At 44.4% G+C, this 24,718-nt stretch carries 26 protein-coding genes; 17 read left to right on the forward strand and 9 right to left on the reverse strand.

Annotated features, from left to right (window positions below):
* The first annotated feature begins 124 nt into the window (after positions 1–124).
* Genes LIN78_RS13765 through LIN78_RS13775 form a run of 3 tightly spaced genes read left to right on the forward strand, consistent with a single transcriptional unit; the run spans position 125 to position 1,814 of the window.
* Entirely contained in the window at positions 125–391 is a 267-nt protein-coding gene (locus LIN78_RS13765; protein WP_227181420.1) for a PhaM family polyhydroxyalkanoate granule multifunctional regulatory protein, read from the forward strand.
* 36 nt (positions 392–427) lie between these two features.
* Positions 428–835, forward strand: coding sequence for an acyl-CoA thioesterase (locus LIN78_RS13770; protein ID WP_227181421.1), 408 nt, complete (start codon positions 428–430; stop codon positions 833–835).
* A gap of 40 nt (positions 836–875) precedes the next feature.
* On the forward strand, positions 876–1,814 hold the full coding sequence (locus tag LIN78_RS13775) for a hydrogen peroxide-inducible genes activator (RefSeq protein ID WP_227181422.1): 939 nt from the start codon (positions 876–878) through the stop codon (positions 1,812–1,814).
* A 73-nt stretch (positions 1,815–1,887) separates the two neighbouring features.
* On the opposite strand, the gene can is transcribed toward LIN78_RS13775, so the two are convergent.
* Positions 1,888–2,544 (reverse strand): carbonate dehydratase, encoded by a 657-nt coding sequence (gene can, locus LIN78_RS13780; RefSeq protein WP_227181423.1) that lies wholly within the window; start codon positions 2,542–2,544, stop codon positions 1,888–1,890.
* A gap of 227 nt (positions 2,545–2,771) precedes the next feature.
* Here can and LIN78_RS13785 point away from each other — a divergent pair, with 227 nt between their 5' ends.
* The gene (locus LIN78_RS13785) at positions 2,772–5,222 is read left to right on the forward strand and encodes an ABC transporter permease (protein ID WP_227181424.1); all 2,451 of its coding nucleotides are present in this window, start codon (positions 2,772–2,774) and stop codon (positions 5,220–5,222) included.
* Positions 5,223–5,261: 39 nt separating this feature from the next.
* On the opposite strand, the gene LIN78_RS13790 is transcribed toward LIN78_RS13785, so the two are convergent.
* Positions 5,262–5,789, reverse strand: coding sequence for a hypothetical protein (locus LIN78_RS13790; RefSeq protein WP_227181425.1), 528 nt, complete (start codon positions 5,787–5,789; stop codon positions 5,262–5,264).
* A 235-nt stretch (positions 5,790–6,024) separates the two neighbouring features.
* On the opposite strand from LIN78_RS13790, the gene LIN78_RS13795 reads away from it, so the two are divergent.
* Positions 6,025–6,375, forward strand: coding sequence for a cupin domain-containing protein (locus LIN78_RS13795; RefSeq protein ID WP_227181426.1), 351 nt, complete (start codon positions 6,025–6,027; stop codon positions 6,373–6,375).
* A gap of 65 nt (positions 6,376–6,440) precedes the next feature.
* Here the strand turns inward: LIN78_RS13795 and LIN78_RS13800 are convergent, their stop codons facing one another.
* Both LIN78_RS13800 and LIN78_RS13805 read right to left on the reverse strand, forming a co-directional pair.
* Positions 6,441–7,073, reverse strand: coding sequence for a GNAT family N-acetyltransferase (locus LIN78_RS13800; protein ID WP_227181427.1), 633 nt, complete (start codon positions 7,071–7,073; stop codon positions 6,441–6,443).
* A gap of 294 nt (positions 7,074–7,367) precedes the next feature.
* The gene (locus tag LIN78_RS13805; RefSeq protein WP_227181536.1) at positions 7,368–8,051 is read right to left on the reverse strand and encodes a response regulator transcription factor; all 684 of its coding nucleotides are present in this window, start codon (positions 8,049–8,051) and stop codon (positions 7,368–7,370) included.
* Between the two features lie 186 nt (positions 8,052–8,237).
* Between LIN78_RS13805 and LIN78_RS13810 the strand changes: the two genes are divergently transcribed.
* From LIN78_RS13810 to LIN78_RS13835, 6 genes are all read left to right on the forward strand, one after another.
* Entirely contained in the window at positions 8,238–9,461 is a 1,224-nt protein-coding gene (locus LIN78_RS13810) for an efflux RND transporter periplasmic adaptor subunit (RefSeq protein ID WP_227181428.1), read from the forward strand.
* A gap of 3 nt (positions 9,462–9,464) precedes the next feature.
* The gene (locus tag LIN78_RS13815; protein WP_227181429.1) at positions 9,465–11,411 is read left to right on the forward strand and encodes a MacB family efflux pump subunit; all 1,947 of its coding nucleotides are present in this window, start codon (positions 9,465–9,467) and stop codon (positions 11,409–11,411) included.
* A gap of 2 nt (positions 11,412–11,413) precedes the next feature.
* Entirely contained in the window at positions 11,414–12,799 is a 1,386-nt protein-coding gene (locus LIN78_RS13820; RefSeq protein ID WP_227181430.1) for an efflux transporter outer membrane subunit, read from the forward strand.
* A gap of 289 nt (positions 12,800–13,088) precedes the next feature.
* Complete coding sequence (locus tag LIN78_RS13825; RefSeq protein ID WP_227181431.1) at positions 13,089–13,793, forward strand: EF-hand domain-containing protein; 705 nt, start codon at positions 13,089–13,091, stop codon at positions 13,791–13,793.
* A gap of 98 nt (positions 13,794–13,891) precedes the next feature.
* Positions 13,892–14,575 carry a response regulator transcription factor gene (locus tag LIN78_RS13830; RefSeq protein ID WP_227181432.1) on the forward strand — a complete coding sequence of 228 codons (684 nt, stop codon included), beginning with the start codon at positions 13,892–13,894 and terminating at the stop codon, positions 14,573–14,575.
* A gap of 19 nt (positions 14,576–14,594) precedes the next feature.
* Positions 14,595–15,950: a HAMP domain-containing sensor histidine kinase gene (locus LIN78_RS13835; protein WP_227181537.1), complete on the forward strand. Its 1,356-nt coding sequence runs from the start codon at positions 14,595–14,597 to the stop codon at positions 15,948–15,950.
* A gap of 76 nt (positions 15,951–16,026) precedes the next feature.
* Here the strand turns inward: LIN78_RS13835 and LIN78_RS13840 are convergent, their stop codons facing one another.
* Positions 16,027–16,482 carry an Lrp/AsnC family transcriptional regulator gene (locus LIN78_RS13840; protein WP_227181433.1) on the reverse strand — a complete coding sequence of 152 codons (456 nt, stop codon included), beginning with the start codon at positions 16,480–16,482 and terminating at the stop codon, positions 16,027–16,029.
* Positions 16,483–16,759: 277 nt separating this feature from the next.
* On the opposite strand from LIN78_RS13840, the gene LIN78_RS13845 reads away from it, so the two are divergent.
* Entirely contained in the window at positions 16,760–17,536 is a 777-nt protein-coding gene (locus tag LIN78_RS13845) for a transporter substrate-binding domain-containing protein (protein WP_227181434.1), read from the forward strand.
* A gap of 31 nt (positions 17,537–17,567) precedes the next feature.
* Here the strand turns inward: LIN78_RS13845 and rsgA are convergent, their stop codons facing one another.
* Both rsgA and LIN78_RS13855 read right to left on the reverse strand, forming a co-directional pair.
* Positions 17,568–18,476, reverse strand: coding sequence for a ribosome small subunit-dependent GTPase A (rsgA, locus tag LIN78_RS13850; RefSeq protein ID WP_227181435.1), 909 nt, complete (start codon positions 18,474–18,476; stop codon positions 17,568–17,570).
* A 3-nt stretch (positions 18,477–18,479) separates the two neighbouring features.
* The gene (locus tag LIN78_RS13855; protein WP_227181436.1) at positions 18,480–19,739 is read right to left on the reverse strand and encodes a M48 family metallopeptidase; all 1,260 of its coding nucleotides are present in this window, start codon (positions 19,737–19,739) and stop codon (positions 18,480–18,482) included.
* Between the two features lie 137 nt (positions 19,740–19,876).
* Between LIN78_RS13855 and orn the strand changes: the two genes are divergently transcribed.
* The 5 genes from orn (at position 19,877) to LIN78_RS13880 (ending at position 23,037) form a co-directional block, all read left to right on the forward strand.
* Entirely contained in the window at positions 19,877–20,422 is a 546-nt protein-coding gene (gene orn / locus LIN78_RS13860) for an oligoribonuclease (protein ID WP_227181437.1), read from the forward strand.
* A gap of 120 nt (positions 20,423–20,542) precedes the next feature.
* A complete protein-coding gene (locus LIN78_RS13865) occupies positions 20,543–21,094 on the forward strand; it encodes a YbhB/YbcL family Raf kinase inhibitor-like protein (protein WP_227181438.1) in 552 nt (183 codons plus the stop codon).
* A gap of 61 nt (positions 21,095–21,155) precedes the next feature.
* On the forward strand, positions 21,156–21,971 hold the full coding sequence (locus tag LIN78_RS13870; protein ID WP_227181439.1) for an AraC family transcriptional regulator: 816 nt from the start codon (positions 21,156–21,158) through the stop codon (positions 21,969–21,971).
* 43 nt (positions 21,972–22,014) lie between these two features.
* Positions 22,015–22,383 (forward strand): hypothetical protein, encoded by a 369-nt coding sequence (locus LIN78_RS13875; RefSeq protein ID WP_227181440.1) that lies wholly within the window; start codon positions 22,015–22,017, stop codon positions 22,381–22,383.
* 117 nt (positions 22,384–22,500) lie between these two features.
* Complete coding sequence (locus tag LIN78_RS13880; protein ID WP_227181441.1) at positions 22,501–23,037, forward strand: cysteine hydrolase family protein; 537 nt, start codon at positions 22,501–22,503, stop codon at positions 23,035–23,037.
* On the opposite strand, the gene LIN78_RS13885 is transcribed toward LIN78_RS13880, so the two are convergent.
* Both LIN78_RS13885 and LIN78_RS13890 read right to left on the reverse strand, forming a co-directional pair.
* Positions 23,034–23,666 carry a LysE family translocator gene (locus tag LIN78_RS13885; protein WP_227181442.1) on the reverse strand — a complete coding sequence of 211 codons (633 nt, stop codon included), beginning with the start codon at positions 23,664–23,666 and terminating at the stop codon, positions 23,034–23,036. The two genes, LIN78_RS13880 and LIN78_RS13885, sit on opposite strands and share 4 nt — an antisense overlap.
* Positions 23,667–23,751: 85 nt before the next feature.
* Positions 23,752–24,714 (reverse strand): LysR family transcriptional regulator, encoded by a 963-nt coding sequence (locus LIN78_RS13890; RefSeq protein WP_227181443.1) that lies wholly within the window; start codon positions 24,712–24,714, stop codon positions 23,752–23,754.
* Between the last annotated feature and the right edge of the window lie 4 nt (positions 24,715–24,718).

Here is a 24,718-nt window from a genome sequence, read left to right on the forward strand (position 1 = left end):
ACTTTATAAGTAGTTTGTTTTTTTATGCAGACTTGATTGATCCTCTCATCATTTTGCTTGTCAAATGTGATGAAGATGACGAATTCAAATTAGCGAGCAGTTTTCAAACGAAAGGGAGTATGTAATGGCTGAAGACCTAAATGACCCGTTCAAATTGTTTCGCGACATGTGGAAGCCGCTTGAGATGACTGGTGCAGCATCATCTGGCGTACCGCCGATGTTTTCAGTTGAAGATCTTGAAAAGAAGATTAACGAATTGAAAGTCATTGAAGGGTGGCTAACCGTTAACGTTAATATGCTGCAAATGAGCATTAAGACAATGGAAATGCAGAAAGCAGCACTGCAAACCTTGCAGCAAGCTGCAGCTCCTGCAGACCCAAATAAACGATAGTCCCAACGTTATTGATTGGGCGATATAGGCGTACATATGAGTATGTTTGTTGATACTGTTGAATTGCCTCCAGGCAAAATTCCAACATTACGTGTAATGACGATGCCAAAAGATGCGAACGCATATGGTTCTATCTTTGGTGGTTGGATGATGTCTCAAGTTGACATTGCTGGTGCTGCTGAAGCGACTAACCTAGCAAAAGGTGCGGTCGTGACCGTGGCGGTCAATGCATTTCAATTTAAAGAACCCGTTCATGTGGGGGATTTGGTTAGCTTTTATGCTGAGCCGCTACGTGTTGGTAGAACTTCTGTCACGATTAAAGTGGAAGTCTTTGCAGAGCGACATCCTGAAAATCCGATAGTGGTGAAAGTCACGGAAGCGACCCTAACGTATGTTGCGGTAGACGTACAAGGCAAACCGCGCGTCATTGTCAAACCGGAATAAAGATTTCGAGCCTTCTATCCTCTGTTTAAAATAATTCAATATGACGCTTACTGAACTACGCTATATTTTAGCGGTTGCAACAACAAGACATTTTGGGCGAGCTGCGGATGCTTGTTATGTTAGCCAACCCACCTTATCTGTTGCTGTAAAAAAGCTAGAAGAAGAACTCGGTGTTCAAATTTTTGAGCGTAATGGCGAGATCACGCTCACCCCTTTGGGCGAGCAAATTATTCAACAAGCGCAAAGAGTGCTTGAAGAGGCGGATTCTCTCAAGCAAATTGCAAAAGCCGGGCAGGATCAATTATCTGTTCCTCTTCGCCTTGGTGTGATTTATACCGTTGCTCCTGGATTACTACCCCATTTGATTCAAAAACTAAAGCCAATGGCGCCGCAGATGCCATTGCTGATTGAAGAGAACTACACCAGTAAATTATGTGAGCTTCTCCGGCAAGGAAAGTTAGATGCAATGATCTTGGCCTTGCCTTTCAATGATACCGGCTTTGAAATGGTGTCTATGTATGATGAGTCTTTTGTTGTCGCGACGCCGGTTAATCATAAGTGGGCGGAAGAGTCTGATCGTTTGCCCCCAGCTAAATTAGTTGAGGATGATGTTTTATTGCTAGGGCAGGGTAATTGCTTCCGTGATCAGGTACTACAGGTGTGTCCTGCGCTAAATAGAGGTGGTCAGGCAGGGTTACAACGTACATTAGAAGGCTCCTCTTTAGCCACCATTCGTCAGATGGTTGCTTCTGGTTTAGGGGTAACTGTCTTACCTGCTAACGAAGTAGCTGAAAACGAAGCTAGCTATAATCTAATGAACATCATTCGATTTGAGTCGCCTGAACCAACGCGTCGCATTGTGCTTGCTTGGCGCCGTCGTTTCCCGCGTCCAGATGCGATTGAGGTCTTACAGAAGGCCATCCGTCAGTGCCCTTTACATGGGGTGACTTGGATAGAGCCAGAGCCGACACTGAGTTAAGTGTTTGATATAAAAAACCAAAGGGCGCTATTTGCGCCCTTTGGTTTTTTAAAGCTGTTCACTTACTGCCAGACTATTTGCCCAGTCTTAGGTTATTTACTGCGTCGTTATAACAATCTAATAATTCTTCTTGTGAAGAAATAGAGATTTTCAGATCGTGCAGTAAGCCATTATTTAGGCGGTATACCCAACCATGAACCGTCAGAGGTTGGCCACGTTGCCATGCGTCTTGAACAACGGTCGTTTGGCAAGCATTTAATACTTGTTCAATAACGTTGAGTTCGCACAGACGATCGCTTTGCGTGATGATATCTGGTTGGGCAGACATCAAAATTTCGTGTTTTTGGTTGATATCATGGATATGTCGAAGCCAGTTATCTACCAACCCAACACGCTTACCTTGTAGGGCCGCATTGACACCACCGCAACCATAGTGCCCACAGACAATGATGTGCTTAACGGCAAGCACATCTACTGCAAATTGAATGGTCGATAAGCAATTTAAATCGCTATGGACAATCAGGTTTGCAATGTTTCTATGAACAAATACTTCGCCTGGCAATAAGCCAATCAGTTCATTGGCAGGAACACGGCTGTCTGAACAGCCGATCCAAAGGTATTCTGGTGCTTGCTGTAATGATAGTTTTTCGAAAAAACCAGGATCACGCTGATTCACTTTGTCAGCCCAGCGTTGATTGTTTTCAAATAAGGTGGTTAACGGTAATGACATATTTTTCCTCGATCGGGGAACTTTCATCCGGTTCGGGGGGGCTATGCTAGTGTAGCGACAGCCGGAATGAGCCCACAGGGTTGGTGTTTTTGTGGTAAATGAAACCGAAGTTGAACGCGATGGTAGGCGAGTTTTAGATACTAGGCAACCCTAAATGTAATAGGGCTTTTCAGTTGGCGCTCACTTTGCCTAAAAATGGCAATTGATTGTCGAATCTAGGAAATTTCATGTTTGGATGGCGTTTATTTTGGCGAGATTTAAATAAAAATCGCCTGATGGTGTTTACCTTGCTGGTTGCGGTTTGCGCAATGGCAACGATTCAATTTGTGTCAGCGAGACTAAGTGCAATTGTTGAAACACAATCTAGCGTGCTCTTAGGTGGAGATGCCTTAGTCAGTGGTGACAAAGCACTTCCTTCGTCACTTCAAAATAAAGCCCATGAAATGGGGTTAAAGACAGCCAATGGCTGGTTGTTTCCAACAATGGCACAGACTGAAAAAGATGCCATGTTAGTGAGTGCAAAAGCGGTAGAAAGTAGTTACCCCTTACGCGGAGAGTTAACTGTTCTATTGGCTAATGGAAATACGGTAGCCGCTCGTGCCCCTGCAAAAGGGTCTGTGTGGGTAGATAAAGCAATTCTAGATCGACTCAACCTAAAATTAGGTCAGCGCATTTATGTTGGAGATGCCGCGTTAAGCATTGCAGGGCAATTAATTAAGGAGCCTGATGCGCGGTTTAATTTTAATTCTTTGTCACCTCGCTTGATGCTTTCAGCCGCCGATTTACAGACCTCAGGTTTAGTGCAGGATCAAAGCCGTATTAGCTATGTATTGATGGTGGCAGGTGAGTCACCTGCAATGAAGGTCTGGAGTAGTTGGGCTAAGTTACATTTGCCACAAGGGGCGAGAGTCGAAGATGCGACCAATACCCGTGGCGATTTAAAACCTGTGATGGATAATGCGCAACGCTTTTTAAAAATGGCGGAAGTACTAGCAGTGGTGCTAGCACTATCAGCAGGGATGTTATCTGCAACGCAGTATGTGAATCGTCACATTAGGGTGTGGGCCGTATTGCGTACACAAGGCATGACTGCAGCTCAACTAACTAGGTTGTATTTAGCCCAGTTTATTGGCATTGGCTTTGTGGCTTCTGTTTTGGGTGTTGTTTTTTCTTTGGGTTTACAGCAATTAGTGATTTCCAGAATCGCCTCATTATTGATGATGGAGTTACCCGCTTTACCGGTTTCGGTTGTCTTGCAATCTCTAATTGCTGGCCTGTGTTTAATCTTAGTAGTGGCATTACCTGCTATCTGGCAGTTAAGAAACTTTACGGTGATTCAACTTTTAAGGCTCGACGCCCCCGTTTCCATTTGGAGTGGTGGTTTGCTTTTGGGCGGCGGATTATTAGCGATCATTGCGTATAGCATTTTGCATAATGTATGGATTACATTTGCCTTACTTGCCGGTTTAATCTTGTGGTGCGCGCTGGTCGGTGGGTTAGTTTGGGTGATAGCAAAATGGATATTGAAACTATCCAATCCATCCGCATTCACCTTACGTATGGCGATGAATAGTCTCTTACGCCAACCAGCCTTGGTTGCTATTCAAGCGGGGGCAATTAGTTTAGGGCTGATTGCCATCTTGTTAGTCAGCCTAACGGCGACGCGGTTAGTGGGAAACTGGGAAAGCAAAATTCCTTCTGATGCACCTAATCGATTTGTGATTAACCTTCAGTCCGATCAACTAGATCGTTTTAAGAATGCCTTCCAATCTGAACATATCACTGCGCCTACTGCCTATCCCATGATTCGTGGTCGGCTTCAGATGATTAATCAGCATGTCGTAAAGCCTACTGACTATGTTGACCAGCAAACGCGGCGCTTAGCAACTAGAGAGTTTAACCTTTCATGGATGTTAGAAACACCAAAAGGCAATAAGATCGTTGCGGGTAAAGCGTTTGATGAAACAACCCGCAATAGTTGGTCTGTGGAACAGGGAATCGCTGAAAAGCTAGGGGTTCAGGTTGGTGATACGCTGACTTATGATATTGCAGGCACAAAGGTTACAGGTAAAGTCGCGAACATTCGAAAATTGGATTGGACGTCTTTTCAGGTGAACTTCTTTGTGATTGCTAGCCCTGATATGTTGGCTGAGCAAATGACGAGTTATGTCAGTAGTTTTTACTTAGCTCCAGAGCACAGAAACGTGGAATTGACGCTACTAAAACAAATGCCAAATTTAACTGTCATTGATGTGAGCCGATTGCTAGCGCAAGCGAAGAGCATCATGGATCAATTAAGTGCTGCACTACAGTTTATCTTAGGCTTTAGCATTATTAGTGGGGCGCTGGTGCTGTGGTCTGCTTTGGCAATGGGTATACAGAAGCGTCAGAAGCAAGTCGCTATTCTAAAAGGTGTTGGTGGTACGCAGGGTATGATTGCGAGGCTTTTCTTGTGGGAATACCTTGTGCTTGGAGGGGTGACTTCATTGATTGCAGTGTTAGGAAATGAAGCGTTTGCCGCTTTTGTAAACGTGAAATGGTTGGAAGTGCCGTATCAACCGTCATCTTTGAGTTGGACATTGATTCCCGTGATTACTCTCGCGATTTTGCTGGTGGTCATGCCGCTATTACTCAGATTATTAAAGCTAAGACCTGCTGTGGTGTTTAGAAATAGTTAAATGAAAAAAGGGGGGAATTTCCCCCTTTGCTTATGTTAACTAGCGTGGATTACTTGGAATAATCATATAACGGCAAAATCCAGTATTGCAGTTAGATAATTGGGTCATAAATAGATACATTGGCTTTAACTCTTGCTCGCCTGTTTTGAGTTTGCAGGCCAGTAAGTAGGAAGGCTCATTAAAGTTTAAATCCCAGCATTTACTGATGCTCGGTTTCTGGGCGAGTTCTTTTTTGAGTTGAAATGGCCAAGAGCCGGGCGCGTGGTCATCCAGTTTCGTTTGATCTAAATTGGTGATCGCATAGCTTAATGCATTTTTTGCTTCCGCTACATTATCAACCTCATGAATCGCTTTGAGTTGATGTACCTCTGGAGGAATGGAAGGGTACTTGTTTTGGCCAAATGTCAGTTTACATTCTGTTGCAGTTTCGCATTTCAGATGAATGGTTGAGCGCTGGCCAGAAAGCTCTTGGAGTACTTCATATTCCCCAATAACACTATTGGTAGATGTTTCTGCATGCAGGGGCAAGCTTAAAAGTAGTGGTACAGAGAGGGTAAGAAATTTCATTTAATCGATAGGGTTATGCCAAAAGAATATTGTATCAATATTTATGACATTTGGCTTTTGTTATGTTGAAAAGTCGTTTTTGACTATGTCGATACCTCCTCACTATCAATGACCGACAGCTTATTTTCATATTCCGACATCCCCCGTCTTGGGTAATTGCTTCTATCAGAACACCTGTTTAGTATCAGGTAATTGTTATTTTGCTAGTCCTTCTTACCTAGAAAGTTGAATACCCATGAAAGAGCATATTTTTCTTCATCGCGAAGCAAATCCTACTCCAATCGTTGATCGTCCTTGGGCGGGTACTGTGGCAGAAGGCGAGCCACACACACTAACCAATAATGGGTACTCTTCTGCTGATGGTACTTTACACATGGGCGTGTGGGAATCTTCTGTTGGCGTATGGAAAGTAGACTACAAGGTTTGGGAATATTGTAACTTTCTGGAAGGCCATTGCATTCTAACGCCAGAAAATGGCGAGCCAATTCACCTAAAAGCAGGGGATGTATTTATTATCGAACCAGGGTTCAAAGGCCGTTGGGAAGTGGTAGAGAAAGTGAAGAAGTATTACGTGATTAAGTTGTAATTCTGATTTGTCTTTCTAAATGTTGACCACGAAGTAAGTTGTCGTGGTCAACATCATCTTGTGGCTTAAGAAAGCAGCATGTTGGTGGTTGCTTGATACGGCTTAGATTGAAAATAATCTTTGGTCGCCGTGTATTCTGGGCGTTTTTCTAGATAGAGCAGTGGGATATCTACTGGGCTAGGGAAGTTAATACACCCGCGTACCATGAGGCATCTGCGTGTTAGGGTAACTAAGGAGTCTGGGAAGCAAGACCATACAAATGCGGCAATACACTCTTTGCCGGTAGAAGCTGCTAGTTCTTCCACTACTTGATACAGTCTGCCACCATAGCCTTGACCTCGCAGTGCAGGATCTAGTGCAAATAGTTCTAGTACGACGCTGTCGCTAACTGGATATTGAAACCAGTTTCCAAATACTTCCATTACCCGTGGATGCAAATGCGGGGTGTAATCCGGCATTTCTCCTAAACGATCCAAGGTTGCAGCAATCACGCAGCCATAGATGCGCGCTTCATCCCCTTCTTTGACCAAGACTTTCGTATCTTCTAATCGTGGATTCACATACCACTGAAGCATAAACTCTTCGAAGGATTGCCCTAAATCGTTTCCTTCGACAAACTCTTTCCAATAACAGGTAATGCCTACATAAGAAACAATTTGCTTTGCATGTTCTGGCTTCGCAGGAATGATTTTGTACATGTTGAATAACCACCAGTGGAAAATTAATTTAATCGGTAAATTTGATCAATTTTACGGTAGGAATTCTGCGGATGAATATAATAAAACCGCACCACTTATTAGCGTTATACGACCTAATGGGAGTGGGTACATGACAAAAAAGCAATGGAGCCGTAGGTGCTTTTAGCGTTATCCCCAAATTTTAGCGATAGGGTGTAGTTTGCTGTAATTAAGGAAACAAACTCGTCGGCGGACAGGGGCGTTGGGTAGAGAGGTAATTACGGAAATGGGGTGTTAAAAACACCCCAATAGCGCTTAAGTAGATAAACGATAACCAATACCGCGAACGGTACTGATTTGTAAATTGAAGTCTGGTAGTAGACTTAATTTTTGGCGCAGGTGGCTAATATGAACATCAATGCTTCTATCGTATGGCCCCATTGGTTTTCCAAGCGCAGATTCTGATAAATCAGATTTGGAAACGACATTGCCGTCTGCAATTAGCAAGGCGCCGAGTAGATTGAATTCCGTTGCGGTGAGTTCGATTGGTTGCTTTTTCCAAGAGGCAATTCGTTTTTCTTGTTCTAAAGATAAATACCCTAAAGAAAGATTCGATTCATCATCCGTGCTGGATTTAGAGGAAGATCTTCTCAAGATGGCCTTGATTCGGGCGGATAACTCTCTTGGGTAGCACGGTTTAGATAGGTAGTCATCTGCGCCCATTTCTAAGCCAACTACTCTATCAATATTATCTCCGCGTGCTGTTAACATAATAACAGGCACTTCGCTTTGTTGGCGGATGTGGCGTAGTACCGTCATGCCATCCATTGCAGGCATCATGATGTCGAGCACCACTAAATCGATGGATTCCGATTTCAAAGTATCTAGACCTGCTTGGCCACTATTACGAATACTGATCTGAAAGCCTTCGCCTTCTAAATATTCTCCGAGCATGCCAGATAGCGATACATCATCATCAATTAGCAGAATGTGCAAAATTATTCCTTTCAAGCACTGCAGTGTATTTATTTTGCCTGAATAAAGGTTGTTCTTATTGTTAGAGCATCATAAACAAGTGCTTTTACAATTTCTTAACAGAGACTTTAGGTTGGCTTAACCCAAACTTGCCGCTGTCTTTGGCAAACTAGTTCATATATCAATTAAAAGTGAACAGGTTTAGAGACCATGCCAATAAGACGCGCAAGTATTATTAAATATTCCATTATTCTACTCGTCATTATACTGGCTGCTTGGTGGGCGAAACGCCAATTTTTTCCGAGTAATGCAGCGCCCGTTTATACAACCACTACTGTTCACTATGCCGACCTTGAAGATACCGTGCTTTCTTCTGGTGCAATTGAAGCGCTAGAACAAGTTAGTGTGGGTGCTCAAGTATCAGGACAGCTAAAAACGTTGAAAGTTTCCTTGGGTGATAAAGTGAAAAAAGGGGAGTTGATCGCTGAGATTGACTCCACCACCCAAGAAAATACCTTAAAAACCGCTGAAGCTACGTTAACTAACACCAAAGCGCAGTTGGCCTCTAAAGAAGCAACGTTAGAATCCGCAGAAAAAACTGCGTTACGTCAGCAAACCTTAGCCAAAGCAGATGCAACGGCAAAGACAGATCTAGAAACAGCAGAAGCCAATCTAAAAATTGCAAAAGCGGATGTTGCCGCAATTAAAGCTTCGATTGAAGAAGCAAAGGTGAGTGTAGATACCGCAAAAGCGAACCTTGGTTACACCAGAATCGTTGCGCCAATGGATGGCGTGGTGGTTTCGGTAGTCACAAAAGCGGGTCAAACGGTTAACGCGAATCAAACTACGCCAACCATTATTAAGCTAGCGCGTCTTGAAAAAGTATTAATCAAAGCAGAGATTTCAGAAGCCGATGTGATTCGCGTGAAAGCTGGTCAGAAAGTCTATTTCACTATTCTTGGTTTACCAGATCGTAAATTCTATACAACGATTAAGAGTGTTCAACCTGGCCCAACGAGCCTAGATAGTGACGATAGTAGTAGTTCAAGTTCGTCTTCCTCATCAAGTTCTAGCTCAAGCTCGTCTAGTTCTAGCGCTATTTACTATAACGCTGTGTTAGAAGTGCCGAACACAGAAGGCTTGTTCAGAATTGATATGACTACCCAAGTGAATGTGGTGTTAGCAGAGGCAAAGCACACGCTCACCATCCCAGCTTCTGCATTACAAAACAAGTTACCTGATGGCCGTTACGCGGTAGAAGTCTTGCAAGCAAATCAGCAAGTGGTTGAAAAGATTATTCGTACCGGCTTAAACAATCGCGTCAATGTACAAGTGCTTGATGGTCTGAAAGACGGCGACAAAGTTGTGTTGGGCGACTCGACAGGTGCGGGTAAATCTGAGGGATCGCGTCGTGGCCCTCCAATGGGGTTGTAAGCCATGACTCAGCCTTTAATTGAACTCAAAAATGTCACCCGCCGTTATCAGGCGGGGGACGAAGAAATTGCGGTGCTGAAATCGGTAAACCTTTCGATTCAAGCTGGCGAAATGGTAGCGATTGTTGGTGCCTCTGGTTCTGGTAAGTCTACCTTAATGAATATTATTGGTTGCTTGGATCAAGCCACCGAAGGTGAATACCGTATCAATGGCCGTGACACCCGGGAAATGCAGCCAGATGATTTGGCCGCATTACGTCGTGAGCACTTTGGTTTTATTTTTCAGCGTTATCACTTGCTTGGCGATTTAGATGCAGTAGGTAACGTTGAAATTCCAGCGATTTATGCAGGAATTGCGAAAGGTGATCGTGCGACTAGAGCAAAGGCGCTATTAGAACGCTTGGGCTTGGGAAATCGTCAAGGAAATCGGCCTGGGCAACTATCTGGCGGCCAGCAGCAACGGGTGAGTATTGCGCGTGCCTTGATGAATGGCGGCGATGTGATCTTGGCCGATGAGCCAACTGGCGCGCTAGATTCGCAAAGCGGTAAAGAAGTGATGGAAATTTTAAAGACCCTGCACCAGCAAGGCCATACCATCATTTTAGTGACTCATGATATGTCGGTTGCGAGCCATGCTGATCGTCGTATTGAGATTCAAGATGGCTGCATTATTAATGATACCCAAGCGACAAATACAATTGCGGCAAAGTCTGATAAGCAGGAGAGCATCAAAGCCGCGAAATGGTCTGCTTGGTTAGATAGATTCCGTGAAGCGATGCATATGTCTGTTAAAGCGATGTTAGCACATCGTCTACGGACATTTTTAACCATGCTTGGCATTATTATTGGGATTGCGTCTGTCGTATCTGTTGTCGCGCTTGGTGAAGGCTCTCGCCAACGCATTCTTAAACAGATTAGCTCGATGGGAACTAACACCATTGATGTGTTCCCTGGTTCAGATTTTGGTGACGAGCGTTCGGGCAAGGTACAAACCCTAGTACCTGCAGATGCTGAAGCGTTAGCTGAACAACCATTTGTCGATAGCGTCACCCCTTCCGTTTCTACGAGTGCATCGACTCGGTATCGCGATATTTCTGTTTCTACCACTATTAACGGGGTTGGTAATGGTTACTTCCGCGTACGTGGATTGAATTTTGCCCAAGGTAATAGTTTTGATAAGACCGATGAAGCGGATTTAGCACAATCAGCAGTGATTGATGACAACACCTATAAAAAGCTCTTTGGCGGCCAAGGCAATGTAATTGGACAAACCATTTTAGTTGGCAGTGTGCCTGCCAGAATTATTGGCGTAACCGAAAAGAAAGACAGTGGGTTTGGTAACAATAGCTCACTCAATATCTGGTTGCCTTACACCACCGTGATGGGGCGGATGACTGGTGGTAACTATCTAAAAAGCTTAACCGTTCGAGTGAAAGACTCTGTCTCTACGTCTGCCGCGGAAGATGGCATCGTGAAGTTAATGACACTTCGTCATGGTCGCAAAGACTTCTTCATTTTTAACACAGACACGATTCGCCAAACCATTGAGCAAACCACACAAACCATGACATTGCTGGTCTCGATGATTGCGGTGATTTCACTGGTTGTCGGTGGGATTGGTGTGATGAACATCATGCTGGTTTCTGTGACGGAACGAACCAAAGAAATTGGCGTGCGGATGGCGATTGGTGCAAGACAAAGCGACATCATGCAGCAGTTTTTAATTGAAGCTGTGTTGGTGTGCTTAATTGGAGGGTGTTTAGGGGTCGGTGCCGCACTAGGAATTGGATTTATCTTCGATCAATTCTCTAGCAGTTTCACGATGGTCTATTCGACTACTTCGATGGTTTCTGCTTTTGCGTGCTCCACATTAATTGGGGTGGTGTTTGGGTATCTACCGGCAAAAAATGCCGCGAAGCTAAATCCAGTTGATGCACTCTCAAGAGATTAAAAATGAAAATTAAATTAAAACAATTAGTTGCATCGCTTATTTTAGGTGGTTTGTTAAGTGGGTGTGCGTTGCCTAATCTACCAACCGGTACAAACCAAAGCGTGGAAACACCGAAACAATGGACTGCTACCACTGATACTCAATCGGTAAAACAAACCGAAGACTGGTGGTTGCAATATCAAGATAGCCAGTTAAACCAACTGATGTCCGATATGTTGGCTGCCAATACAGACTTGAAGAAGGCTGGTTATACCTTACGCACTGCTTGGTTAACTGCTGGGCTAAAAGCTGAAGATGAAACACCAACAGTGAGTGCTAGTTTGAATAGCCAAGCTAGCAGAGATTTAAAAACCGATGAAATTTCTCATTCACATGATGCGAGTTTGAATGTGAGTTACAGCCTTGATCTGTGGAATAAGCTTAAACACACTACCAGTGCTGCAGAGTGGGAGGCCAAAGCCACTGCTGAAGACTTGCAAGAAACGGCATTAAGCTTAACGAATACAACTGCCAAACTCTATTGGCAGATTGGATACCTGAACGATTTAATCGCTTCACAACAAGGGCTAATCAGCCGAAATGAAAAACTGCTGTCTATTAGCCAAGCAAAATACCGCGCTGGTGCTGTGACACAAGTCGATGTGGCAGATGTAGAAAGCAGCTTGGCGACGGCCAATAGCACGCTACTGTCTTTAAAACAGCAGCAAAGAACAGCCGCAAATTCTTTGTCTTTACTACTAGGTAAAGCGCCAACGGATAGTAATCAATCTTACGCATGGCATTTACCCGCTTTACAAGTAAAGACGATTCCAGCCGGCGTACCTGCCGATGTTCTACAAAATCGTCCTGATATTTTGGCATCTAGTCATCGTTTAGAAGCGTCTTTAGAAACGGTGAAGGCTTCTCGTGCCTCTTTTTTACCTGAAATTACCTTAACCGGCAGTGTAGGTTCATCTAGCACTCAGCTAAAGCAAGTGTTGAATAATCCGGTTGGCACGCTAGGGGTAGGGGTAACGTTACCATTTTTGCAGTGGGGCGAATTGAAAAAGAACTATGCGATTAGTGAAACCAGCTATTTAAGTGTGATTAATGATTATCGGGCAGTCATTCTCAATGCCTTTATGGAAGTAGATAACGCATTAACCGCCAGAACTCGTTATTTGGCTGATCAAACCAACTTGCAAAAGAACCTTACGGCTTCTGAGACTGCTAGCCGTATTAACCAAAACCGATACCAAGCCGGACAAATTGAAATGTCTACATGGTTGTCATCTGTTAATTCTTACCAAACCGCAAAAGATAATTGGTTGGAAAACCAATATGAACAGCTATCTGCAGAGGCAGATCTTTGGTTGGCATTGGGCGGCAAAGTAACGGTGCGGCAATAATTGCCGTTTTTTAGAATGGCTATATAAAACAAATATTTACATCATATATTTAAAGTTATTTATCGTTTTTTATTCGTCATAAGTTAGTCCGTTTCGCTTTTGATGCGTTTTTACAGAAATTGCTTAACACCCATTAACAAGCTTTTACCCAAAACCCCCTCTTTGCAGTGGGGTTATGGTCGATAACTTGCTTAGAAAGAGGCAGAGCAAGTCTCTTGCTTAATTCACGTTTGATTATCAGCAAACGTACAGGGTGGTAAGAAATAAGTAGTTCTGAAAGGAGTTAGTCATGGTTAGTAGTATCAGTAATAGCTGGTCCTCCTCTCAATTGATCAGTAATGTGTTCTCTAATCTAGATACCGCAAACAAAGGGTATCTGGAGAAATCTGATCTGGAGACCGCGTTTAGCAATATTTTATCTAACTCTAGTAGCACTAGTTCATCTGATACATCGAGTATTGATGACCTATTTAGCCAACTAGATAGCGATAGCGACGGCAAGGTAACTGAGTCTGAATTAAGCTCGGGCTTAGATAGTTTGTCTTCTGCGTTAGATAGTTCATTCAATTCAATGCGTATGCAAGCAGGTGGTATGCCTCCACCACCGCCGCCAAGTGGTTCACAAGGTAGCGAGGAAGAGGATCAAGGGTTTACCCAAGATGAACTGACCGCGATGGCATCGGATAGCAATACCGATAGCAAAATGGCTTCTACGTTTAGCAACATTGCTAGCAACTTCAGTGCAGCGGATACCAACGGCGATGGCCGTGTAACCCGTGATGAAGCCATGGCGTATGAGCAGCAAAATCAATCTAGTACTTCCAGCACCAGCGCAACTAGTTCGACAGATAGCACGAGTTCTACTTCAAGCACCACATCTAGCCAACAAGCCATGATGCGTCAATTGATGGAATTAATGCGTACTTACGGAACTAGTTCAGCTGAAACAGCAAGCAGCTCAACCGCTAGTTCGCTGATCTCTGCATTGGCCTGATAAGCAATTGTAGAGTCGTACTAAGGAGGCGGCCATCTGGCTGCCTCTCCTAAAGCACGCCCTGTATTGAATAACTGATAATTTAAAAGTGCAAAACGATGAAAATTCTATTAATTGATGATGATGTAAGACTAGTTGAAATGCTACAAGAGTACTTGGAGCAAGAAGGTTTCCAAGTAGATAGCGCAAACAATGGCGAAGAAGGCTTAGGCAAGTTCCAAGCTTTTCAACCGGATATGGTGGTATTAGATGTGATGATGCCTGTGCTAAATGGGATTGAGACGCTACGTAAACTCAGAACCTTTAGCCAGACGCCCGTTATCATGCTAACGGCCAAAGATGAGCCACTAGATCGTGTCATTGGTCTAGAACTTGGTGCAGATGATTATGTGCCAAAACCATGCATGCCGCGTGAGTTAGTTGCCCGTGTTCGCGCTATTGCTCGTCGTGTGAAAACAGGTAACACGCCAGATGAAGTGGATGTGATTGAGGTTGGGCCGCTAGCAGTGTGGCCAGGCAAGCGACAAGTGACTTGGAATGAGCAAGACGTTCAGCTAACCAGTACCGAATTTAACATTTTAGAAGTGCTTGCCAAGCATGCTGGTCACCCAGTGTCTAAAGAAGTGTTATCTGAAAATGGCTTAGGACGCCCATTAGCCCGTTATGACCGCAGTATTGATGTACACTTGAGCAGCATCCGCCAAAAGCTAGGTGTGCTGCCAGACGGCCGTTCATGCATTCAGACTGTATTCCGTCTTGGTTACCAATTAATTAAAGTTTAAAAGAATCTATATCGTGCAAATGGGTCGTTTATTCTGGAAATTTTTCTTTGGAATTTGGTTAGCGCAGCTGACTTCGATGATCGGGATAACAGGAACATTCTGGTTACATGAAAGAGAGCGCGCATTAGCCCCTATCTCTTTAGATAATAGCCCACCATCTCGATTGATGGTGCTAGCTACGTCAGAAGTATTACAGCATGCTGGCCTAGCCAGGGTAAAAACCTTGCTTGCGCAAGATGAGCGCAGCCCTGTGGTGGTGCTCGATCTAGCAGGAAATATTGTAGCGGGTTATTCTTTAGAAAAGCCAGATGCGGCCTTATTTAAGCACCTTACTTCGGAGTATCAGACCTCTGTCCCAGAAGGGTCGCAATCTATCTTGCTGACAAAAAGTAAAGAAGCTAGCTATTGGGTGATGGCAGCGAATTCGCAAAATAGTCGGCACGATGGGCCTCCAAACCGGGATAAAGGGCCAGATATCTTCCCATTGGTACCATTGTTTTTTGGGTTTGTGGCGAGTTTAATGTTTGCATGGATTTTGGCGTTTTATTTTTCTAAGCCAATCAAAGTGCTGAACAATGCATTTGAGACTTTTTCTAAAGGAAAGCTAGGTACACGCATTGGAAATAAGTTAAGACGCAAAGATGAGTTGGCAGATTTGTCGGTTTCTTTTGATCAAATGGCACAGCAACTGCAACAGTTAATGGATGGGCAACGACGTCTATTGCATGATGTCTCGCATGAATTGCGTTCGCCGTTAGCCAGGTTGCAAGCGGCGACTGGTTTGATGCGTCAACAGCCCGATAAAATTGAGCGCAGTATGGATCGCATCGAGCAAGAGTGCGAGCGCATGGATCAGTTAATTGGTGAGTTATTAACGCTCTCTCGGCTAGATACCAATGTGAATTACCAAACTGGAGATGAGCTCTGCCCATTGCAAGATCTGGTGCTCGCAGTGCTAAGTGACGCAAGTTTTGAAGCAGAACAAAATGGCAAAATGGTGCATTTGCAAGGAGAGGTAGTTGGTCATGTGAAGGCTAGGCCAGAACTACTACAACGTGCCATTGAGAACGTGATCCGTAATGCGATTCGCTATACCAAACCCGCTTCAACGGTGGAGGTAGAATTAAGCCAGAGTGACGATAATCAGCACTGTATTTTGCGTATCTTAGATGAAGGCCCTGGTATTCCAGAGGCGGAGCTCGAAAAGATTGGAACGCCTTTTTACCGGGCAAGTAATGTCACTAACCAAGATGGCTATGGCTTGGGGCTGACGATTACCAGACGGATTGTGACGTCTACGGGTGGAACGATTCGATTTGCCAATCGTCAGCATGGGGGCTTAATGGTTGAGATTGTATTCCCTGCAATTGCCTAGTAACGATAGGGAATTGACCAGCAAAGAGACTAGTCTGCCTGTTAAAGCTACTAGTCTCTTTGTTTTTTGCTATCTGCTAAACATCCCGTTCTGGCGGGAGAATCGGTTTTGCCGCGACATGAGTAGATAGCACAATTGCCGTAGACGTATTGCCAAACTGATTGAGGTCTTCAATTAGTTGTTGAAGGTGAGGGATGTCTTGCGCCAATACTTTTAGCACTGCGCAATCTTCTCCTGTCACCGTGTAGCAGTCTATTACTTCTGGTTTTTCCCTGACATAGGGTTCGTAAGGTCTACCTCTTTGGCTTGCTACGCGTATGACGGCAGTAATCGGGTAACCGAGTTTCGTTGGGTCAACCCTCGCTTGATACCCTAAAATGACGCCGTGTTGTTCAAGCCGACGAATGCGCTCAGAAACCGCTGGCTGAGATAAGTGAACTCGTCTGCCGATTTCTGCGTGTGACATACGTGCATCTTCTTGTAAGGCTGCTAGAATTTTTCGGTCGTAATTGTCGGGTAAATAGCTTTGCATAGGTTAAGAGACTCAATATCTGTAATTGTGTTAGACAAATTGTCTAAGCAATCAAAAAAATTTATGCTTGTTTGTGATTTTCATCATTTTGCCATTTCGCTCATGCTAGGATGAAATATTGAACCATTGAACCTTGTCGGAGCAAAATAAAGTGTTTGCATTAAAGCGTCTTAAAAGACGCTGTTACTTTGGTTGCTGGCTTCTAGCTGGAATAGTGTACGCGAATTCGTTGTATGCTGAACCACTACGCTTAGTGTATCCAAAATCTGCAAATGCCATGGATAAACGCTACGATTATTTTTGGTCTTTATTATCTGCCGCTTTAGAGAGTAATCGCATGATTTATGGTGATTACTCACTGCAAGCATCTGCTGAGCCGATGACCAATTCGCGCGCGCTTGCCGAGTTTAAATCGAATGCCTCGGTTAACATCATTGCTCGCACCACTTCTCAATCATTAGAAGCCGACTCAATCCCCATTCGCATTCCTTTGGAAAAAGGGCTAACCGGTTATCGCGTATTTTTGATTAACCAATCTATGCAGGTCCGCTTTAATCGGGTGAAGACCTTAGCTGATTTGCAATCAATCAGAATTGGACAAGATGCAAGCTGGCCAGATGTAAAGATCTTAGAAGCATCCGGCTTATCGGTGGTGACGGGATCGGATTATAACAGTTTGTTTTCAATGCTAGCGGCAGATCGATTCGATGCTTTTTCTCGTGGGGTAAACGAAGTCACAGACGAACTTATTCAGCAGGGGGGACATTATCCCAATATGACCATTGAAAAGCGCATTTTGCTGTATTACCCACTGCCTAGATATTTCTTTGTGCCAAAGACTTCTGCGGGTGTGCAAATGGCCGCACGGATAGAGGATGGCTTAAAGCGTTTAATTCGGACTGGTGAATTTGAAAAACGCTATAGGATTTACAAACGGGACATGCTGGCTGGTCTGAATGTGAAAAAGCGATTGCTAATCAAACTGCCTAACCCATTATTGCCAAAAGAAACGCCGCTCGATAAAAAAGAATACTGGGACATTACTATCCCATGATTGGATATCATTCTTTTGAATGAGTCGCAGATTACTTGATGTTCCTCTCTGCAATCAGTAAGCGGTAGAACGCGAGTCTGGAATCACTAATTTTTCCATCTGCATTCGCTGCTTCAATTGCGCAACCCGGTTCTACTTTGTGCCAGCAGTTGTGGAACCTGCACTCTCCGAGGTAAGGGCGGAATTCCGGAAACATGCCTGCAATATCGCGGCTATCAATATGGTGTAAACCAAACTCTTGCATACCGGGTGAGTCGATTAATTGACTTTCTTCATCTAGATGATAAAGCGTCGCAAAAGTTGTGGTGTGTTTGCCTGAATCTAAGGCTTCTGAGATCTCACCGGTTCTTGCTGCCGCTTCTGGAATGAGCGCATTCACGAGGGTGGATTTACCCATGCCACTCTGACCAACCAGTACCGAGGTATGCCCTTTTAGCAGGGCTAAAATTGGTGATACATCCTGTTTTGCCGAAATAGGTACGACGTTATAACCCAGCGCTTGAAAAGAGGACAGCGACTCAAAAACCGCTTGGGATTCTGATAAATCCATTTTATTGACCAAGATAGTCACAGGTAGGTGATTTACCTCTGCCGCTAAAATACAGCGGTTTAGCATCGCCTCATGGCAAGAAGGTACGCCAGCCGTCACAATCAGAATCTGGCTCACGTTTGCCGCAATGGTTTTGCTTCGCCATTCATCTTGTCGGTACAGCAAGCTTGCTCTTGGCAAGATTTCTTCAATAACGCCTTCATCCAGCGCCGTTTTTTGGATAAGGACTTTATCCCCGCATGCAACATCCGTTTTTTTACCACGAGTCACACAGCCAAATATGCCGTCTGCTGTCTCTACGCGAAACCGCCGACCAAAGCTTTGAATCACCAGTCCTTCTAATAGATTGGTATTGGCAGGGCGGTTACTTGGTTTTGATTTTTTGCTCATTACTTAGGCTTTTTTCTGATTCGCTTCAAGTGCCGCAATACGGAGTGATGCAGGTGGATGTGAATCGTAAAAAGCCGAATGCAATGGGTCTGGTGTTAGCGTGCTTGCATTGTCACGATATAGCTTTACTAGACCGCTGATTAAGTCTTTTGCGTCCGACTGGCTAGCGGCAAACGCATCAGCTTCAAACTCGTGTTTACGAGAGTAGTAGCTTGATAGCGGGCCTAGCGGCAATGTCACTAATGGCGCGACAATAAAGAACAAGAATAAGCCTAAGGCGGTATCTTGTTGGCTAACACCCAAGCCCGTATACAACCAAGGTTGTTCAACCGCCCAGCCTGCAATACCTAATGCGACTAAAGCAGAACCAAACATCCAGACCATGCGCTTCACAATGTGCTTATGTTTAAAGTGACCAAGTTCATGCGCGAGCACGGCTTCAATTTCTTCAGGCGTCAAACGCTCGATTAAAGTATCGAAAAACACAATGCGTTTATTGCTGCCAAAACCGGTGAAGTAAGCATTACCGTGGCTACTGCGTTTTGATCCATCCATGACAAACACACCAGAACTAGCAAAGCCACAACGCTTTAATAGGCCTTCAATACGTGCTTTTAATGCTTCGTCTTCTAATGGGGTGAATTTATTAAAGAGTGGTGCGATAAAAGTTGGGTAGACAGCTAGCATTAGCAAGTTAAAGCTTAACCACATTGCCCAAACATATACCCACCAGTAAGCGCCCATGCTTTTTAGTAACCACAATGCTGCGGCTAGGAATGGAACACCAATTAATGTACCAACCACTGCACCTTTAATTAAATCCAAGAAGAAGAGTTTGACGGTAAGGCGGTTAAAACCAAATGCTGCTTCAATACGAAAGGTTTTCCAAAGGCTTGCCGGTAGACCAATCACCCCTTGGATCAACATCACCACTACCATCGCAGCGACGGGGTGCCAAATGGGGCTAGAAAACCACTTTCCGGTGAGTTGGTAAACGCCAGACAATACGCCACCAATCGTTAAGGCTAAGGTCCAAACCACATCAACTAACAGCGTAAGGCGACTAAATTGCAATTTGGTAATTGTGTAGTCGGCTGCTTTTTGGTGATCTGCTAATGAGATATCCGTTGCAAAGGCTGAAGGCACTTCGGCTCTATGTGTTGCAACATGCCAAAGTTGGCGATGAGATAACCATAATTGTAAAAGCGCCGTGAAAATAACCAGGGCAATAAAGATGTACGAGAATGTGGTAAAACCTGACATGTAAGCGATTTCTAATCAATACAATATGAATAGTGAGATTATCCCACACCTAAGCATAAAACTGCGGAATTTCGACCAAAACCCCATCTCTAGGATAAAATGGTTACTGTAAGAGAATTAATTAAAGGAAGAAGTTCATGACTCAAGATGCAAACCACTTAATTTGGCTAGATATGGAAATGACCGGTCTGCTACCTGATAGCGATCGTATTATCGAATTAGCCGTGGTGATCACGGATAGTGAACTCAATACCGTTGCCGAAAGCCCTGTTTTCGCCGTACACCAGTCAGATGCCATTCTAGATGGCATGGATGATTGGAATAAGAATACCCATGGTCGCTCTGGTCTGATTGATCGTGTGAAAGCCTCTGTGTTGAATGAAGCAGAAGTAGAACGTCAAATGCTAGAGTTTTTGGCATCTTATGTACCTAAAGGTGCATCACCAATGTGTGGTAATTCGATCTGCCAAGATCGTCGCTTTATGGCACGTTGGATGCCAGAACTAGAAACCTGGTTTCATTACCGCAATCTAGATGTAAGTACCCTAAAAGAGTTAGCCAAGCGCTGGAAGCCAGAAGTCGCAAAAGGCTTAAAGAAACATGGCAAGCACGAAGCATTGGCCGATATTTACGAATCGATCGAAGAACTAAAATACTACCGCGAGCACTTTATTAAGCTGTAATCTTCTAACCTTGAAGACGAATGATCGAATTCCGATAGGGTTTGATCGTGATGCGATAGTGAACTGTGCTGCTATCAATAAAAATACCCTTGTGATTATATTTTACAGGGGTATTTTTTTATGAAGATCAAATTTTCTACTGTGTTGTCGTTTACATTAACGATGGCTGCCATGTATGCAAGTGCAGGTGAATTCACCTTATCTAGCCCAACCTTACAAAATAATGGTGTGTTACCCGCAAAACAATTTGCGAACACATTTGGCTGCACAGGGCAGAATATATCCCCCGCATTAAATTGGGTGAATCCACCCGCAGGTACCAAAAGCTATGTCGTCACCGCATATGACCCTGATGCACCGACTGGTTCTGGTTGGTGGCATTGGGTAGTTGCCAACTTGCCTGCTACTTCAACCGTACTACCTGAAGGGGCTGGTAATAGCATGCAAGGATTGCCTGAAGGGGCGATAACCATTGAAAATGATGCCAGACAAGCTAGCTTTTTGGGGGCGTGCCCACCGGAAGGTGAAAAGCATCGTTACATCTTTACAGTGCATGCACTAAAAGTCCCTAAGTTAGATTTGTCTGCGAATGCAACACCTGCACTAGTTGGCTTTATGGTGCATTTTCAGCAAGTTGGCGAAGCAAAGTTAATGGTTTGGGGGAGCCGATAGTTAGTTCGAGGACGGTTTAGGCCGATCGATATATGTGAAACCATTTGAAAAAAGCGAGAGTATGAATACGCCAGTACTAACCCACCGTGAAGGCGTGGGTATGACCGCATCGGTTTATCAGCACCAGGTATTGGCGTTCACTCGTCTGTATATCAGTCATCCTGTTTTAATTGTTGTTGAAGCGGGTGAGAAAGAGGTGAAATGGTCTAATGGTAGTTGCACAATTAAATCGGGCGAAGCAATTGCGATCGCGGGAAAACAAACTTTAGATGTCACGAATAGATTGCCCGATCAAGGTATCTACCGCGCGTATTGGTTGGTTTGGGATGATGAGTTGTTAGCTAAATGCAATGCTCAGCTTTCTGCACCGGTTTCAGCCATTCAGACTGCATTGCCTTTAGGTAAATTAACTATTCAAGCAAGTAGTGCTTGCCAGCGTGCTAGCCAAGCGGTTATGGATCAATCGCTTCCTTTGCAAATTGCTCAGCATCGGCTACAAGAGGTGTTTTATTGGGTAAAAGAAGCGGGCGGTGTGTTGCAAGGGGCTCTAGAACAGTCTGTTTCTGAGCGTGTCAGGTCGTTTATTGTAAAAGACCCTTCTCTAGATTGGACCGCACCCAAAGTGGCGCAGGCGCTCGCGATGAGTGAAGCAACCTTACGAAGAAAACTCGCTGCAGAGTCTACTTGTTTTAGTGATGTGTTAATCGATGTCCGGATGTCTTGCGCGGCTCAGTTATTGCAATGCACGGCTTTGCCCATTACACGAATCGCATTGGATGTGGGCTATGATTCGCCATCTCACTTCACCCAACGTTTCCGCCAGCGCTTTGGATTCTTGCCATCTGCCATTCGCGAAGCAAGTCCATCCGAATTATGAGACAATAAGCCATTATTGAATTACCGACAGTTCGGAGCATTAGATGGCTATTTTCCGCCAAAAAAAGACAGCAAAGAAAAACCAGCCAGATGTGTCATTAAAGGTTGGCGTGATTGCTGAGATTATTCGTGTCGCGTCTCGACTAGACGAAACCATGTTGCCTAAGTCGTATCGTGTCATTATTTTTGGTGCGATTATCAAGTTTTACCACGAGTTACCATTACGTGATGTGACTTGGCTAGAAGATCAACTAAATGCATTGGGCGAGCCAGACGACGCCAGCGAAGCGGTTGTCCGCATGGCTGAATTGCAAGCATGGGTAAAAGATTCGCCTCAGCTTGTACTTACCCTGATGATAGGCTTGGCCGCAGGTAAGGGGGATGAATTTGCTTGGGGTTTGATGAGAAACTAATCTTCTCATTCTTGAAGCTAATAAAAAGCAGTGCGAATGATCGTGCTGCTTTTTTTACGCCCATCCAATGCAATCAGCGTATGATTCCACTGCGTAATATATGCAAAAGGGTTAGTTATGGCGAGTGCAGTGATCGTGATTGATGTGCAACAAGCGCTGTGTGCTGGTGCAGAGGAGACTTGGCAAGCTGCGGATGTGATAAAGCGTATTAATGTAGTCACCCAATCTGCCAGAGAAAAAGGTGTGCCGGTTATCTTTGTCCAGCATGAAGAAGCGGAGGGTGAATTTGTCTACCAATCTGCAGGTTGGCAGTTGGCTGATGGATTGATCTCACATACCAATGAACCCATCGTCCGTAAAACCACACCAAATTCCTTTCATCTAACCCATCTACAATCCTTGCTCAAAGAGAAGGGGATTGATCACCTCATCATTTGCGGCATGCAAACCGACTTCTGTGTCGATACGACAGTCAGGCAAGCATTGGCCTATGGTTATCCCGTTAGTTTGGTCAGCGATGGGCATACCACGGTAGATAATGGCGTGCTCACCGCTGATCAGATTATTCGCCACCACAACAAGAATTTATCCTCTTTTGGTAGTTTTGGTGTGAGGACGACGTTAGTGAAGCATGACGAGGTATTTGCATCTTAATTCAGTGCTAAGGTCCGCAGCCCAATCACAATCTGAATCACCCCAATCAGCATGAGTAATATCCGTTTACAATTGCCTTGCGGATTACCTTGGAGTTTGGTTAGTAACACAACAACTAAGCTAAACCATGCTAAATCAACAACAAATGGCACAATGGCGAGTTGAATCGATGTCGCTAATGAATCTTTTACCGAGACAAATTGGCTAAAAATCGAGAGAAAAAACAGCATGAGCGGTGGGTTAATGGTGCCAATCGTTAGTCCATCCCATAATGGATGCATGCCTGAAGGTGTGGCTGCTTGTTTGGTGATTGGATGGTTCGCCGTTGGGATTTTTAATTTGCTGATTTCTTTGATCAGCATATGCGAACCAGACACCAGCAAGTAAGCACATCCAAGATAGGTGAGCCCTTGGTATAACACAGGGCTACTCTTAATCAGCACGGCAACGCCTGTGAGTGCGGCGAGGGTATTCAGCAGAATCCCCGTTGCATGTCCTATAGCGGCATATAGCCCGCGTCTTTTACCGCCATTACTTGCATGTTTAACAATCATCGCGAGGCTTAGCCCTGGCGTCATGGCACCGAGTAAGCAGGTGGATGCTAGTAAAAAGAGAGTTTGCGTATCCATCGATATGTCCTTCAAAACGATGGATTCAGTCTAATTCGTCTTAATGAATGCAGTAAACGTATGGCTGTTTATAGTATGTATGCGTTTAGGTAATGTCTTGTTGGTTGTTAAAGTGGGTAATGCCGTGAATAGAGCGGTTTAATACTTGGTAGACAAGGTTGCGAAACCATTGGTGTGCCGCATCCCAGTGATTTTTTTCATGCCATAAAATCCAATATTGATACGGCGGTACATTTTCTAGCGGAATTGGGCGCCATACCACGGGATAAAGTTGGCTGTAGTTAATCGCGATATGTAAGGGGAGGGTGAGTAATAAGTCGGATTGCTGAACGAGTTTGAGTGCCGAGGCGTAAAACGGGACATCAATTTTGATTTTTCGAGAGAAGTTGCCGGACTGTTTTCTTAGTTGAGTATCGATTCTGCTGTCTTTATCACTACCGCCGTTAATCGTGATGTGCAGTTCTTGCAGGTATTCGTCTAACGATAAGGTTTCTTGCTTGGCTAATGGATTATCTTTTCGCATTAGACAAACGGGTTGGTCTTCACCTAATGTTTTGCCATGTAAGCCAGCAGGAATTTCTTCTGAAATGGTGGTGATGAGATCTGCCTCCCCATTAAAGAGCACCGCGTAATCTTCTCTTTTCCATAGCTTATAGCTGATATCAATCTGCGGCGAATTGGCAAACGTATAAGCAATAATATCTGGCAGCATGTGTTCTGCGATGTAATCAGAACTAGATAGCACAAACTTACGAGTACAAGTAGCTGGGTCAAACGCTTCTAAGGCAATCACATTTTGTAGTTCATGCATTAGGTTGGGGAGTTTTTGCCCTATTTTCTCTGCCAGTGGGGTGAGTAAATAAGTGGTGCCTTCTCTGACCAATAGCGGATCACCAAAGTGTTGGCGTAGCCTTGCTAGCTGACGGCTAATGGCCGGTTGGCTAAGCCCTAGTTCAGCCGCAGCATGGCTGACGTTTCTAGTGCCTAGTAGGATTTGTAAGGTTTGTAGCAGATTAAGATCAAACCCTTGTAATTCTGGTGTGTTCATTGAA

The organism is Leeia speluncae (assembly GCF_020564625.1).
Lineage (GTDB): Bacteria > Pseudomonadota > Gammaproteobacteria > Burkholderiales > Leeiaceae > Leeia > Leeia speluncae.

What these genes read in the sequence shown, in the direction of transcription:
- LIN78_RS13765 (WP_227181420.1), top strand. Translation starts at nt 125, where the DNA reads ATGGCTGAAGACCTAAATGACCCGTTCAAATTGTTTCGCGACATGTGG.
- LIN78_RS13770 (WP_227181421.1), top strand. Translation starts at nt 428, where the DNA reads ATGAGTATGTTTGTTGATACTGTTGAATTGCCTCCAGGCAAAATTCCA.
- LIN78_RS13775 (WP_227181422.1), top strand. Translation starts at nt 876, where the DNA reads ATGACGCTTACTGAACTACGCTATATTTTAGCGGTTGCAACAACAAGA.
- can (WP_227181423.1), bottom strand. Translation starts at nt 2,544, where the DNA reads ATGTCATTACCGTTAACCACCTTATTTGAAAACAATCAACGCTGGGCT.
- LIN78_RS13785 (WP_227181424.1), top strand. Translation starts at nt 2,772, where the DNA reads ATGTTTGGATGGCGTTTATTTTGGCGAGATTTAAATAAAAATCGCCTG.
- LIN78_RS13790 (WP_227181425.1), bottom strand. Translation starts at nt 5,789, where the DNA reads ATGAAATTTCTTACCCTCTCTGTACCACTACTTTTAAGCTTGCCCCTG.
- LIN78_RS13795 (WP_227181426.1), top strand. Translation starts at nt 6,025, where the DNA reads ATGAAAGAGCATATTTTTCTTCATCGCGAAGCAAATCCTACTCCAATC.
- LIN78_RS13800 (WP_227181427.1), bottom strand. Translation starts at nt 7,073, where the DNA reads ATGTACAAAATCATTCCTGCGAAGCCAGAACATGCAAAGCAAATTGTT.
- LIN78_RS13810 (WP_227181428.1), top strand. Translation starts at nt 8,238, where the DNA reads ATGCCAATAAGACGCGCAAGTATTATTAAATATTCCATTATTCTACTC.
- LIN78_RS13815 (WP_227181429.1), top strand. Translation starts at nt 9,465, where the DNA reads ATGACTCAGCCTTTAATTGAACTCAAAAATGTCACCCGCCGTTATCAG.
- LIN78_RS13820 (WP_227181430.1), top strand. Translation starts at nt 11,414, where the DNA reads ATGAAAATTAAATTAAAACAATTAGTTGCATCGCTTATTTTAGGTGGT.
- LIN78_RS13825 (WP_227181431.1), top strand. Translation starts at nt 13,089, where the DNA reads ATGGTTAGTAGTATCAGTAATAGCTGGTCCTCCTCTCAATTGATCAGT.
- LIN78_RS13830 (WP_227181432.1), top strand. Translation starts at nt 13,892, where the DNA reads ATGAAAATTCTATTAATTGATGATGATGTAAGACTAGTTGAAATGCTA.
- LIN78_RS13835 (WP_227181537.1), top strand. Translation starts at nt 14,595, where the DNA reads ATGGGTCGTTTATTCTGGAAATTTTTCTTTGGAATTTGGTTAGCGCAG.
- LIN78_RS13840 (WP_227181433.1), bottom strand. Translation starts at nt 16,482, where the DNA reads ATGCAAAGCTATTTACCCGACAATTACGACCGAAAAATTCTAGCAGCC.
- LIN78_RS13845 (WP_227181434.1), top strand. Translation starts at nt 16,760, where the DNA reads ATGGATAAACGCTACGATTATTTTTGGTCTTTATTATCTGCCGCTTTA.
- rsgA (WP_227181435.1), bottom strand. Translation starts at nt 18,476, where the DNA reads ATGAGCAAAAAATCAAAACCAAGTAACCGCCCTGCCAATACCAATCTA.
- LIN78_RS13855 (WP_227181436.1), bottom strand. Translation starts at nt 19,739, where the DNA reads ATGTCAGGTTTTACCACATTCTCGTACATCTTTATTGCCCTGGTTATT.
- orn (WP_227181437.1), top strand. Translation starts at nt 19,877, where the DNA reads ATGACTCAAGATGCAAACCACTTAATTTGGCTAGATATGGAAATGACC.
- LIN78_RS13865 (WP_227181438.1), top strand. Translation starts at nt 20,543, where the DNA reads ATGAAGATCAAATTTTCTACTGTGTTGTCGTTTACATTAACGATGGCT.
- LIN78_RS13870 (WP_227181439.1), top strand. Translation starts at nt 21,156, where the DNA reads ATGAATACGCCAGTACTAACCCACCGTGAAGGCGTGGGTATGACCGCA.
- LIN78_RS13875 (WP_227181440.1), top strand. Translation starts at nt 22,015, where the DNA reads ATGGCTATTTTCCGCCAAAAAAAGACAGCAAAGAAAAACCAGCCAGAT.
- LIN78_RS13880 (WP_227181441.1), top strand. Translation starts at nt 22,501, where the DNA reads ATGGCGAGTGCAGTGATCGTGATTGATGTGCAACAAGCGCTGTGTGCT.
- LIN78_RS13885 (WP_227181442.1), bottom strand. Translation starts at nt 23,666, where the DNA reads ATGGATACGCAAACTCTCTTTTTACTAGCATCCACCTGCTTACTCGGT.
- LIN78_RS13890 (WP_227181443.1), bottom strand. Translation starts at nt 24,714, where the DNA reads ATGAACACACCAGAATTACAAGGGTTTGATCTTAATCTGCTACAAACC.